The 12,989-nt window shown below is 36.0% G+C and carries 16 protein-coding genes; 6 read left to right on the forward strand and 10 right to left on the reverse strand.

Annotation, left to right across the window (positions count from 1 at the left end):
• The first annotated feature begins 9 nt into the window (after positions 1–9).
• Positions 10–417, forward strand: a complete 408-nt coding sequence (locus tag ACIPUA_RS12485; RefSeq protein ID WP_105881029.1) for a DUF1801 domain-containing protein — start codon at positions 10–12, stop codon at positions 415–417.
• Between the two features lie 31 nt (positions 418–448).
• On the opposite strand, the gene ACIPUA_RS12490 is transcribed toward ACIPUA_RS12485, so the two are convergent.
• The 7 genes from ACIPUA_RS12490 to ACIPUA_RS12520 all read right to left on the reverse strand — a co-directional run bounded on the left by ACIPUA_RS12490 (position 449) and on the right by ACIPUA_RS12520 (position 5,030).
• Entirely contained in the window at positions 449–727 is a 279-nt protein-coding gene (locus ACIPUA_RS12490; RefSeq protein WP_042843736.1) for a VF530 family protein, read from the reverse strand.
• 244 nt (positions 728–971) lie between these two features.
• Complete coding sequence (locus ACIPUA_RS12495; RefSeq protein ID WP_048607213.1) at positions 972–1,316, reverse strand: ASCH domain-containing protein; 345 nt, start codon at positions 1,314–1,316, stop codon at positions 972–974.
• Between the two features lie 44 nt (positions 1,317–1,360).
• Positions 1,361–1,957, reverse strand: a complete 597-nt coding sequence (locus ACIPUA_RS12500) for a glutathione S-transferase family protein (RefSeq protein WP_048607215.1) — start codon at positions 1,955–1,957, stop codon at positions 1,361–1,363.
• A gap of 157 nt (positions 1,958–2,114) precedes the next feature.
• Complete coding sequence (locus ACIPUA_RS12505; protein ID WP_042843723.1) at positions 2,115–2,762, reverse strand: glutathione S-transferase family protein; 648 nt, start codon at positions 2,760–2,762, stop codon at positions 2,115–2,117.
• Positions 2,763–2,875: 113 nt separating this feature from the next.
• The gene (locus tag ACIPUA_RS12510) at positions 2,876–3,226 is read right to left on the reverse strand and encodes a hypothetical protein (RefSeq protein ID WP_042843722.1); all 351 of its coding nucleotides are present in this window, start codon (positions 3,224–3,226) and stop codon (positions 2,876–2,878) included.
• A gap of 53 nt (positions 3,227–3,279) precedes the next feature.
• Positions 3,280–4,212 (reverse strand): ChuX/HutX family heme-like substrate-binding protein, encoded by a 933-nt coding sequence (locus ACIPUA_RS12515; protein WP_048607217.1) that lies wholly within the window; start codon positions 4,210–4,212, stop codon positions 3,280–3,282.
• Positions 4,213–4,232: 20 nt separating this feature from the next.
• Positions 4,233–5,030, reverse strand: coding sequence for a hypothetical protein (locus tag ACIPUA_RS12520; RefSeq protein WP_449059727.1), 798 nt, complete (start codon positions 5,028–5,030; stop codon positions 4,233–4,235).
• Between the two features lie 254 nt (positions 5,031–5,284).
• On the opposite strand from ACIPUA_RS12520, the gene ACIPUA_RS12525 reads away from it, so the two are divergent.
• From ACIPUA_RS12525 to ACIPUA_RS12540, 4 genes are all read left to right on the forward strand, one after another.
• Positions 5,285–6,913: a DUF4139 domain-containing protein gene (locus tag ACIPUA_RS12525; protein WP_449059728.1), complete on the forward strand. Its 1,629-nt coding sequence runs from the start codon at positions 5,285–5,287 to the stop codon at positions 6,911–6,913.
• A 74-nt stretch (positions 6,914–6,987) separates the two neighbouring features.
• Positions 6,988–7,737 carry a bifunctional NADP-dependent 3-hydroxy acid dehydrogenase/3-hydroxypropionate dehydrogenase YdfG gene (ydfG, locus tag ACIPUA_RS12530; RefSeq protein ID WP_042843718.1) on the forward strand — a complete coding sequence of 250 codons (750 nt, stop codon included), beginning with the start codon at positions 6,988–6,990 and terminating at the stop codon, positions 7,735–7,737.
• 85 nt (positions 7,738–7,822) lie between these two features.
• On the forward strand, positions 7,823–8,191 hold the full coding sequence (locus ACIPUA_RS12535; RefSeq protein ID WP_042843717.1) for a DUF1283 family protein: 369 nt from the start codon (positions 7,823–7,825) through the stop codon (positions 8,189–8,191).
• 43 nt (positions 8,192–8,234) lie between these two features.
• Positions 8,235–8,468, forward strand: coding sequence for a DUF1161 domain-containing protein (locus tag ACIPUA_RS12540; protein WP_042843716.1), 234 nt, complete (start codon positions 8,235–8,237; stop codon positions 8,466–8,468).
• A gap of 64 nt (positions 8,469–8,532) precedes the next feature.
• On the opposite strand, the gene bioD is transcribed toward ACIPUA_RS12540, so the two are convergent.
• The 3 genes from bioD to ACIPUA_RS12555 all read right to left on the reverse strand — a co-directional run bounded on the left by bioD (position 8,533) and on the right by ACIPUA_RS12555 (position 11,564).
• Positions 8,533–9,207, reverse strand: a complete 675-nt coding sequence (gene bioD / locus ACIPUA_RS12545; protein ID WP_048607224.1) for a dethiobiotin synthase — start codon at positions 9,205–9,207, stop codon at positions 8,533–8,535.
• A gap of 142 nt (positions 9,208–9,349) precedes the next feature.
• On the reverse strand, positions 9,350–10,561 hold the full coding sequence (locus tag ACIPUA_RS12550) for an ROK family protein (RefSeq protein WP_181468495.1): 1,212 nt from the start codon (positions 10,559–10,561) through the stop codon (positions 9,350–9,352).
• Positions 10,562–10,658: 97 nt separating this feature from the next.
• The gene (locus tag ACIPUA_RS12555; RefSeq protein ID WP_042843713.1) at positions 10,659–11,564 is read right to left on the reverse strand and encodes a LysR family transcriptional regulator; all 906 of its coding nucleotides are present in this window, start codon (positions 11,562–11,564) and stop codon (positions 10,659–10,661) included.
• Between the two features lie 115 nt (positions 11,565–11,679).
• Between ACIPUA_RS12555 and ACIPUA_RS12560 the strand changes: the two genes are divergently transcribed.
• The gene (locus ACIPUA_RS12560; protein WP_042843712.1) at positions 11,680–12,948 is read left to right on the forward strand and encodes an MFS transporter; all 1,269 of its coding nucleotides are present in this window, start codon (positions 11,680–11,682) and stop codon (positions 12,946–12,948) included.
• The last annotated feature ends 41 nt before the right edge of the window (positions 12,949–12,989 follow it).

Consider the following 12,989-nt stretch of genomic DNA (forward strand, 5'->3'; position numbering starts at 1 on the left):
GGTAGTTATATGAAAACCATTTCGGATGATAGAGTGAATTTGGTATTTGGCAGTTATCCTATTCAATACCAAAAAGTGTTATTAATGATTAGAGAGCTGATTTTTAGAACAGCAGCAGAAAATAAAAAAGTAGGAACAATCACTGAGACTCTGAAATGGGGGCAACCAAGTTATCAAACAATTGAAACGGGCTCAGGAACAACGATACGAATAGGCCGGTTCAATCAGAGCTCCGTTGCTCTTTTTGTTCACTGTCAAACCACCTTAATTGATTCATTTAGAACGCTTTTTCCTGAACTTAATTACTCAAAGAACCGAGCAATTATCTTAGATATCAATGAAGCGCTGCCAATAAAAGAATTGGCCATATGCATTGAGATGGCTCTTACTTATAAGCTAAGAAATAAAACAGCTTAAGTTTCAGTAGCCAGTTAATTACAGTTTATTTTTAATGTCGTGAATTACACCAAGGGTCATCAGAACCTAAGTCAGTATTATCAATCGAATTATTTTCTATCATATCCAAATAGAGTAATTCGACTTGAGTTCTTGCCCAAGGTGTTCGGCGCAGAAACTTTAAGCTGGATTTAATACTTGGATCTTTGTTAAAGCAGTTTATTTTTATAGTACGCCCAAGTTGGTTCCAACCGTATCTGTCAACCAATGCATTAACTTGCATTTCTAGTGTAACTCCATGTAAAGGGGATTTCGATTTAAATTCACTCATTACGGCATATCCGAAGTTATAGGTTAGGTTATCATTGAGCGCATATAAATAAGCTGAACACGGCTCTAAGTCAATAGGGAACTAACAATGCTTGATCTATCAAGACCGATTCTTAATTCAATATCCTATTTAACATAATATGTATTATGCGAACCCAAGTATGAAATGAAGAAATCCAGCGTTTTGGCTGGTTAATCATGTTGGCTTTTTTATCGCTGAATTGGTTAATCGTAAGGATTGAATCTTAGCTCAACTCAACTTCATAAATCTTACGTTTTGCTATCATTTTTACTGGCGTTTCAATAGCTCGGATATCAGTTAGTTCCCAAGCTAGCCAACCTGCTTCATAGTAAGATGCACAGGCTGCATCAATATCACTTTCAACGAATGGCCTCACATTTTTCACTTTAACAATTGCGACTGCTTTCCCCATTTCTTCATCGCCATCTTTTAAAAGATAATGGTGATTTTCAACAATTAGTAAGTCTTCATTACAATCGATGTTTGGTGCCCATTTTCTTATTTCTAACGTTTTTATTCCTAACGCAATATTTTTACCTGCTGGAAAAACTATAGATATGGCTTTCATTGGTGTGATTTTTCCTGTTAATCAAAATGTTATTGTTTGTTGTTTTATAAATTATTTTTTTCCTGGGCTTGTATGTATGACCGCCGGCTAATAGCCCTATCAATGTAATCATTAACTATAGGACTGAGGTTAACATGGCATAACCTAGCCCACAAAAGCGTATGAGATAGAAAAATATCAGCTAAAGTGAAGTTGTCACCAGCGACCCACTCGTTATCTTTATCAAGCTTAAATTGCCTTGTTACATTTTCAGATTCTATTTTAAAGTAATCAACTAACGATAAAGAACGCTTCTCTTCAGGAATAAAAACAAGTTGCTTTAGTAGATTCCAGATAGGAGATTCTAAATCTGTTAAAGCAAAGCTTATATAAGAATAAATAACTGATTGTTCTTTTATATCAGATGGATAGAACGTTTCCTTTGGGTGTTTATTACACAAATAATGACATATCGCAAATGTCTCTTCTATTGAAACATCCCCATCTACCATTAACGGAACCTTACCTCGTGAATGAGGTGATTTAACTTTAGGTTTATCGCTGAACATATCAACTCTAACTGTTTCATAGTCAACACCAAGTTCTTCTAATGTCCATAAAACCCTCAGAGAACGACTTCTAGGAAAAGTATATATTTTCATAAAAAATAACCTATGTAGTTAAATGCCCGCTGCATATTTAATACGAACAAAACTAAATCAACACTATGGTGTTGATTCTTTAAGCTGTAGATATACCCATCATTTTATCGATGAATAAGTGACAGCGTCACATAAAGTGCTATTTATACATCTAAGATTAAGGTTTTGCTGGCCGGAGTTCATCATACGAAATAGCAACATGCTCGCGATATGCAGGCCTATCAAGAAGACGCTTATAGTAAGCCTCAATGTAAGGAAGCGATTTTCTTTTTATATCAATATCATAATAACGATACAACACATGCCCGAATTGGATGTCAGCCAGTGAAAAATCATCACTGGCCAAGTAGTTTCTGGATGCTAATATCTCTTCTGCAATCATTAAATTATTTTCAAATTTGTCGATAGCAAGTTTGATGGAATTAATATCTTGGGATTCCTTTGGAGTGCGTGCTACTTGCCAAAAGATAGGCGCCGTAAATGCCAATGCTACATTCAACTTTGACCATTCCATCCAGCGATCAACCTCGGTTCTTGCTAATATTTCATCAGGCCAAAAATTCCCTTTTGCATATCGGTTAGCAAGATACCTAAGTATTGCCCCAGTTTCCCATAATGGAGGGTTGCAACCATCCTGAATAACAGGAACAGTACGATTAGGATTTAAGCGGTAAAATTCGTCAGTATCAGTACCGCCATAGCGATGCCCAAAATCAAGCCTCTTATAAGGTAATTCTAACTCACCAATACACCACATTAGTGCTTGGACGTTAGATGAAGTTTTACGACCCCAAACTGTTAGCATGAATTCTCCATAAAGGCTTTCTTAATGTTCTTCTAATACTACATGCTTAAAATAGGATATTTCAATCTTAGTTTGAGGTTTTGACGTTTAGCCTTCTATTGCTAATATTATCACTACCCGGTCCATATACCATCTAATTGGTCGTCATAGCGCTGATTAAGGTTACCATAGAGCACTGATTTATAATCTTCTCTTAATTGGCCAGTACAGTTGTTATTTTTTAAACTCGCAAGCATATAACGAAAAGACGGTAAATCATCTGTCATTTCCTTTGATGCATTGCGAAAGTTTTCATAACTTGAAGCATCAAGCCTAAATGCAATATTTTGTTTTAGCTCAAGTGGGAGATTGCTGATATGGTTAATTTTTTGGTGTATGTTTGGTTCGTGCTCCGAGAGTGCAGATTCTGCATCTGTACCTTGATGTGATGAAAATGTTTTAATATCAAAAATGTTATTTATCATTTGATTATCCACCATTTTTCTATTTTATAATTCTATTAATAATGATCAATGAGTTAGTGATTCGGTAATTTCCTCATTAAATCCCCCCAGTATTCATCTTGCTTTTGCCCTTCTCTCCTAACTCCATAAAATTGGGCTATATGCTCTTCATTTTTATTAAATAACTCTAGGCTTGTAATAAATCCATCACGAGAGTTTTTATTAACAACCCAAGCTTCCCCAACCTCATCTTTTGCTATTCTTATTACTGATTTCCCTCCTTCTTCAGTTGTACCGTGGATGACTATTTTTTTGCCATTCATTATTTCAGTAATTTTATCTATTGGGCCTGTATAGATCTGGATTGCAGAATCATTACCCACAAAAATCATCATTTTTTTATTGTCGTTATGTATCTTATTTAAAGTTGTCAATAAACTTTCTGTACTTACTTTTCTTGCCAAGTCATTTGGTACTTTTTGGAATGCTTCAAGCTTGCTTATTCCAAGTTGTTGTAACATTGGATAAAAATGGTGTACATCAGCCATGTTTCTCCATAAGTTTTCAATATCATTACTTTTATTTATTGTTTTCATTGTTGATTTTAGAGAGGAGATTTCACTTGAGCTTATGTTTAAATCTTCTTTTGAATAAAAACTTAATGACAATACTTTATTTCCATCATGAGACATTAAATTAGCTTTATATCTATTATCACTAATTTTTTCGTAATTAACGTTTTTAATTTTCCCAGGGATAACTCGTAGGTCAATCCCACTTGGATTAAGTATTAAATGACCATTTGCTGCAGGTTGCTTTATCTCACCATTTGTATAGATTATTGAATGCCCTGATGGCCCACTAGTGCTCATTTCTACATTGTTATTTGATATGTTTTTTATGTTTTCTAGAATATGTTTTAATGATGAATATTTGGTATTTTCTTCAAGATTAATACCATATTGACTACTGGTATCCTTTACTGAATAAAGCCTAGAACTGAGCATTTCTTCTTCCTTAATACTATTTAATTAATACCAAATTTTTCTTTTATTTCAAAAGGTAAGTGAACTGACAAGTTTTTGACTAAAAAAAATGCATCAGACCTTATGTCATCATTTAAATCAGCGGAAGGCGTATTTATATAATCATGATAGAACTTATTGAGTCTTAATGTTGTATTCATTAATATATCAGATGATTTCTGTTGCTCAGTTAATGAGGATTTACATAAATTTTCTGCACACTTTGCATTTGCTGCTGCGATTGCAATATCGTTAGAAATATTACTTCGGCTACATTGTTCAAAATGATGATGAAAATCATTCTGTGTTAGATCACTTGGTGCAGACATTCCTTCATAAACAATGTTATAAGCAAAATTATATTGACAGGTATTCCAGTACGTAAGTCTTTTTTCTATATCTATCTTTTGTTTTAATTGTTCACTGGTACTAAGTAAACAATCTGTAGAGTTAAAGAATTTCTCATTATTTTCAAAAACCTCTTTGGATAACCCAAAGCTCTCCCACTCCGTATCTCCACTTTTCATTGCTGCCATACCATACATAACGTTTAATTCTTGTAACCTTTTGATTGATGTGATATTTATCTCTTCCTTATTCTTTAAGATATCTTCTATTATATTGATATTTTCAAATGCCTTACTGTTCAGTTCATTTTTTCTTTCGGGGCTAGGCTCGTATTGATTGTAAAGCTCCTTTTCAATTTTTAATAATTCACTATTTAGCGTCTTTATAACTGTAGTGGCATCATTGTGATCAGCTTTGTAATAAAATGTGGAGCTAGTCGGGGCTATATTCATAAAATACACCTATTCTCAATTTAAAAAGATTTGATGTATTATTTTTCCACAAAAGGAAAAAACATCTTTCAATATTTACCTTAATCTTTTTTATTTTCCTTTAGCTATTTTCTGTTTATGGATATTTTTAGGTTTAATAACTTAATTTTTATAATCAACTTTTCGGTTTTATCTGCTATCGCTGAAAAGATCAGTTAAATAGGATGGTTACATAATTTCGTGTGTAATAACTTTATCATTATTGGAGTTCACATATGACCGTATCTACTCGACTGGCAAGTAGTTTGATATTGACGGCACTTTTTACGTCTCAATATGCGTTTGCTGAAGCTAAAAACAATTTAAATCAACCAGTTAAATTAAATCATGCCACTGTATTTCTACACGGGGCTGAATTAGATAATGATGTGACGCTGTCACTTAATAAGGGGCAAAATAAGGTAATTTTAACGAATATAGCCCATAACGTTGACCCACGTACGTTATCAGTTAACCTAAATGATAAAAATGTAATAATTCGTTCTGTTAATATTCAAACTGTCCCTACTGAAGTTGTTTATCCCGAAAATATCAAGGCACTTCAAACTCAACAGAAACAATTAATGCAGCAAATAGAAGATGCTATTATTGCGATTAAAGTCGGAGAAGAACAATTAAGCTTATTGAAAGACCAACGCTTTTTTGGGGAAAATAATGCTCAATCTTTAGAGCAATCATCCCAAAAGCTAGACTTTATACGTCAGCAAATGACGAAAATTTTACAAGAACAACAAAAATATCAACTCACTATCGATGAGCTTGAAGAAAAATCAGCACTGCTACAAGCTCAAATTGACCAAAATATGCCGGCTTCCCTTGCCAAACAAACACAGGTTGTTATGTCGATAGACGCACCTGAAGCCACAACAGCAAAACTACAGCTTTCTTATTTAACACAGGATGCCGCTTGGTCACCTAGCTATGATATACGCAGTGAGAACACAGAATCACCTATAGTTTTAACTTATAAAGCGGATGTCATTCAAAATACAGGTATTGATTGGGAAAATATTGACCTAACCTTATCGACCATTAATCCATCAAAGAATATCACCCCTTTTGATTTACAGCCTTGGCGTCTGTCAATTTATGATGAAAATAAACAGTTGGAACGTCAAGTCCGTATGAAACCAATGCCAGCTGCACCTGTTGCTATGTATGAAGAAAGTATGACTGCTAGCAAAAAAAAGGTTGGGTCAGGTATTGCTGATTTTGTGACCACCGCAAATAACGGTATTAGCCTAAACTATCAAATCACCCTTCCTTTCACACTGAAAAGTACATCCAAGCCAAGTTCATTGACGATTAAACAAGAAGATATTGCGGCTAAGTATAAGTACACTGCAACACCAAAACTTGCAGAGGATGTCTTCTTACAAGCAGATATTGAAAATTGGCAAGCTCTAAACTTATTGAACGGAAATGCCAATATTTACTATGGAAATACGTATATTGGAAACGTTAAAATCGATGCAAATCGACTGACTGATACTTTACAAGTTCCTTTTGGTATCGATAAAAATATTCAGATTTCACGTGAAAACAATGAAAAAATGAAGAAAAAACCAAGCTTCATTGGTTCAACGGTAGAGCAAAAAGAGAGTTATCTCATCAAAGCTAAAAACATACATCCAACCCCTGTTAAATTAACTATTTATGACCAACTGCCTATTAGTGAAGACAGTGATATAAAAGTGTCAGATGTAGATAATAAAGACGCTGTGATCAACAAAAAAACAGGGAAAATAACTTGGAATGTTGGGCTAAAACCGAATGAAGAGATTCAGATCCCATTTAGTTACACATTAAGTTACCCTAAGGATAAACATATCCTAGGATTATAACAGCTTTTGTAGTTCACATTAGAAAGCGTTAAAATCGCTACATGCTGACACAACAATAACAATTTGAGGTTCTCATGATTATATTAGTAACAGGTGCTTCATCGGGCTTTGGTGAGTCTATAGCTCGCAAATTTATTCAACATAATTATACCGTTATTGGAACGGGCCGTAGAACAGAACGTTTAGAAGCGCTACATCAGGAACTAGGTGAAAAATTTTACCCATTAACTTTGGATGTCCAAGATAGAAAAGCAATTCAATCAGCTGTTGCAAGTTTGCCTGCTCATCTCAAAAATATTGATGTACTAGTTAACAATGCTGGTTTAGCGCTCGGTTTAGAACCTGCTTTTGATGCTAACCCTGATGATTGGGAAATTATGATTAATACCAATACTAAAGGTTTAGTTAATATGACTTATGAGGTACTACAAGGTATGGTCGCTAATAATCATGGTCATATCATTAACATCGGTTCAACGGCTGCGAGCTGGCCTTATAAAGGCGGTAATGTATACGGCGCAACTAAAGCCTTCGTAAAACAATTTTCTTTAGGTCTACGTGCTGACCTTCAAGGCAAAAAGATCCGGGTTACTGATATAGAACCAGGCTTAGTGGGTGGAACAGAGTTTTCCAATATTCGTTTTAAAGGTGATGATGATAAAGCCGCTAATACGTACCAAGGTGCAGAAGCCTTGACGCCTGAAGATATCGCTGAAACGGTTTATTGGGTGGCAACATTACCTGCACATATGAATGTGAATACACTTGAATTGATGCCAGTATGCCAAACCTTTGCAGGTTTAACCGTACATAAACAACTTTGATTTTTAGTACTATTCTATACTGACGCAATCATATACTTTTGGCTATACTTTGGTTATTGCCCCTACTCAAGTAAGGAATTTTTACATGAGCCCACATAAAACTTTGAAAACTGGCTTAACTGCGTTTTGTTTTTGTCTCCCTTTATTTTGGGTAACATCCTCTTTGGCAGCACAAGCAACCACATCCTGTACCGCCGGAAGCACATGTGTTTCTGTTGGTAAAGGTGATGATTCCCTTAACAAAGAGCAAGCGCGTCAGGAAAAAGAGCAATGGGATAATACCCGTATGCTACGTAATAAAGTCAATACTCGTACTGAAAAAGAATTTGATAAGATAGATGCCGCTTTTGATGCAAAAGATAAATGTGAAAAAAGCCTTAATCTGAATGCTTATTGGGAACCTAGCACCAAGCGCTGTCTTGATGTCAGTACAGGCCGTCCAATCAATCCATAATTTCTAGCTTGCTGTTTTATGGATTGATTACCAAGGAGGTATAATGCAAAAGAAATTATTAGTTCCATTATTAGTATTAACGCTAGCACCGGTTTTTGCACAAGCTTCATGTGAAAGCGTAATTGAAGAGATCAAGCAGAAAATCATCAATAACGGCGTACCTGCTGACAATTTTAGTTTAGTCGCAGTCCCTAATGATGAGGTCGATTCATCTAAAGGGCAAGTTGTTGGGCACTGCCAAAATGATTCGTATAAAATTATTTATACACGTCATTGATTGATTTCTAATGGCTAAAATAAAGGGCGCGATATTTTTACGCGCCCTTTATTTATTTTGCGAGTTAGGCGGGTATAGCAATAAATTGTTGAAGTTTTTCCACATCTAGATAATGCCCAAGTTCTTTCTCTTCAGGGCGCAATAGATAGGGTATCTCACCAATTAGTGGGGCCTTAATGTGGTGTTGTAATCTTTCAATGATTTGAGCGTAATGTGCGAGCCCAGGGTTAATGCGATTTGCCATCCAACCAACCAAAGGTAGTCCGTCAGCTCTAATCGCTTCCGCAGTTAACAAGGCATGGTTAACACAGCCATGTTGAATACCTACAACAAGAATAACACCTACTGGTTGCCCTTTTAGCCAATCTGCATAAAACGTATTATCATCAAGAAGATATCGCCATCCTCCATTACCTTCAATGACAACCATGTCACATTGGCTGTGTAAATGCTCTAAGCCTTGTTTGATTTGATTGAAATCAATACTGTTTTCGTGACTATAATTATCGCTGATCCGCACTGGATTGACTTCATCATAGGAAACAAGGTCTTTAGATACACTTTGGATTAATAATGCATCTTTGTTTCTTATCCCCTCTGGCGTATCAATGCATTGATCCGCGATGGGTTTATATCCGACGGCTTTAATTCCCTGGCCATTTAGTGCCTGCAATATGGCAAGCGTCGATACTGTCTTCCCGACATCTGTATCTGTCCCGGTAATAAATAGATTGATCATGGTCTTTTTCTATCCTGAAGTGACAGACTTACACAGCAATAAGCTGCAAAAATGATATGGATTCAGTTTATTGGAATGGGAAAGTGATAAGTTTGCGTTAGCTCAATTTTGTGTGGGATAATGTAAAGATTATCGAATTAATTTAACCTTGTAATAACTGCATCAATAGCGAACCATCATATAAAGCACGTTGTATTAATGATGATTCACTATCACTAACACTTAACGTGGATTTTTCTATTGTTATTTTTGATGAGTAAAGAGGAATTGACTGCTGGTCGATGTAATGATGAAGTTTATCAAAAAATAATTCTGAGATTTGATTAATAGGCGAATTGATTAAGATTAATTCGGTTCCGAGTACATTGACCATTAAAGCTAATGGTTTTGCCAATAATTGCGCAATATTGTCGATAAGTTGAATGCAAAGAGTATCGCCTAATTTTACGCCGCTACAAATGCTATCAATAGAAATAATATTATGTTGTAAGTAAGAGTCAGAATAATTACAGAGTAAGTTATTTGCTTGTTGCAATATTGCAGGTAGGGATGTGTGTGTTTCTAAGCAACCAACACCTCCACAATAACAGGGGATGTTTTGCGTTTTTTTATACTGGGTATGAGCAAATAAATTGGGGCGCTGAGTATTAGCATCTAACGTTATACCATGGTTTAGAACTGTAATATTGACAACATCTTGTAGTTGAAGATAAATAATGTTTTTTGCTTTTCGTTTTGCCAAATGGGAAAAATAATCTTTTAATGCCAAAGCATCCACTGATGGATGTAAATAAATAGGTAGCCCTGTATGTTCAGTTAAGTATTCGCCAATAGCTAATTGGTTAATATTAAAGTGAGCATGGTGATGGATAACGCCGGTATAAGGATCTAAGACGCCATCAGACAGAATGCTTATTGCTGTAACTCTTTCTAATATACTCTGGTGACTAGCAAAAAAATGACTAATTAATTCAGATAATTTATTTATAAATTGTTCATTATTAATAGGTTTAAAAGGATATTCTGTTTGAGCTAATGTTGTAGCGTTAATTTCCTTTAGTGAAATAGTGATTTTCTTGTCTTGTATGCGGATTGCTAAAAACTGCCACCCTTCACTTTCAACGACTAAGCCTACTGCTGGGCGACCACGCAACCCGAGAACAGGAAACTCTAACTCTTTTATTATATGAGCATCCATGAGTTCACGCGTGATTTTAGTGATACTGGCTGGGGCAAGTTGTGATTGTTTGGATAATGCAATACGCGAAATAGGACCATGTTGATCAATTATTCGATATACGATCCCCGTATTTAATTGTTTTATCTGGTCAATATGACCTGTTTGATTCACCATGGCAATAATTGAAATCCTTTATAAAGCAATTAGTTATTATGCCTTAATCTGCATATTAATGATTTCGCATACAGCATAAGTGTGATGTTAATCACACTTATTCACCAACAATATTAGACATTAACAGGTTGGTTAACTTTTTAGCCGCAGCAGGTAAGGTTCTACGCGTATTGTAAACTAACCAAACCTCAGATGAAGCATTAATATTAGCGAGTTTTATATATTTCACACCATCAACTTTCATACGTGTAAACGACTCAGTAATAATTGAAATCCCCATCCCTGCGGAGACGAGGCCTAAAATAGTCATTGCCTCACCTGCTTCTTGAGAAATTTTTGGTACGACACCAGCAGAAGTCAATAGCTGGTTTATCTCATCGTATAATGCAGTCCCGACATCGCGCTCGAAAAAAACTAATGGGTAATTAGCAAGTTGTTCTATATCAATGCCGACATCAGCATATTCGAGCAATGGGTGTCCTTCATAAACCGCCACCATAAAAGGTTCCTTGAATAATAATTTGTAATCTAATTGCTCTGGTAACCCTGTATTTCGCATAATACCGAAATCGATACGGCCAGTAATTAAAGGAGCTATCTGCTGCTTAGTATTCATCTGATGCATATGAATAGAAACTTCAGGATAAGACTCCCGATACTGACGTAAACTCATTGTAACCTTATGCATAAAGGGTGTGGTGGAAGTAAACCCAATAGATAATTCGCCAAGTTCGCCTTTTTCCATTCGCGCTGCTTTAGTCGCCGCAGCATTAACCTGAGCCAAAATTTGATAGGCTTCTTTCAAGAACATCGTTCCCGCAGGTGTTAATGCGACGTTACGATTATTTCTTTCTAATAATTTCGCATGGATTTTTTCTTCAAGTATTTGTATTTGTTGGCTTAAAGGTGGTTGTGACATATGCAACCGCTCTGCTGCTCGGCCAAAGTGTAGTTCCTCGGCGACAGCAATAAAGTATCTAAGGTGTCGAAGTTCTATGCTCATAGTTCATTTGATATCTTTAAAGTATTATTGTGTATAATTAATATATTAGACAAAAAACTGAAAAATTTCTATTCTTTGATCGAAATCAAACCAGTTGGTATGACAAGGAATACATATGGAACATTCATCAAATAGTCTGACTTCTGAGCAACCAGCCAAAGGGAAAAAAACGGACGCCCCTGCCCATACCGAACCTAAAAAGCATTATATTCAAAGAGATGATGCTCTATATTTACGTGTCACTTTATCTTTCTTTACCGTTGGGTTCGCTACATTCGCGCTGTTATATTTTGTTCAACCTATCTTACCAATGTTGTCTGAGGATTTTAATGTTTCTCCTGCAACTGCGAGTTTGTCGCTATCACTCAGTACAGGTTTAATGGCTCTAGGTCTATTAATTACAGGGCCAATTTCAGATGCCATTGGTAGAAAAAACGTCATGGTCATTGCACTGATGTGTGCTGCGCTATTTACCTTATTAAGCTCTGTAATGCAAAGCTGGAATGGTATTTTGATAGCTAGAGCATTGGTTGGGCTATCACTTAGCGGAGTCGCAGCCGTTGCAATGACTTATTTAAGTGAAGAAATTCACCCGAGTTATGTTGCGCTCTCCATGGGGTTATACATTAGCGGTAACTCTATTGGCGGTATGAGTGGGCGGTTAATGACTGGGGTAATTTCAGATTATTATTCATGGCGGGTCGCTGTTGTTCTTTTAGGGACATTAGCGTTGATCGCTGCAATTGGCTTTTGGCGGTTATTACCTCCATCTCAACATTTCCGTGCAAGCTCATTAAAACCTAAAAATTTATGGGTAAACTTACACCTACACTTTAGGGACCGGGGTTTGCCTTGGCTCTTTGTAGAAGGCTTTGTACTGATGGGTGGTTTTGTGACAATGTACAACTATATTGGTTACCGCTTGCTTGACGCCCCCTACTATTTCTCACAATCCACTGTAGGCCTTCTTTCTGTCATTTATTTAACGGGAACATATAGCGCAACTAAAACTGGTAGTCTCACACAAAAATATGGTTTAGGTAGTGTACTAATCTCTGCAATTTGTATGATGTTAGTGGGTATATTGTTAACATTACACCCAAATATTTGGGTGATCCTATCTGGTATGACGGTATTAACGGCAGGCTTTTTTGCAGCACATTCAGTTGCAAGCAGTTGGGTTGGGCGAAGAGCGAAACGGGCTCGCGGCCAAGCATCATCGATGTATCTTTTTAGTTATTATGCCGGTTCAAGTATTGCAGGCACCTTAGGTGGAGTATTTTGGACTTATTTTGGATGGAACGGTGTTGCTTTATTTATTGCTGGAATATTACTTATCGGTATTATCATCGCCTATCGTTTGAAATTAGGATGTTATGATTAATTATCTTAGTATTTAATAAAGGTTGAAATTTCGATCCTCCT

The sequence above is a fragment of the Providencia sp. AGC89 genome (assembly GCF_053543535.1).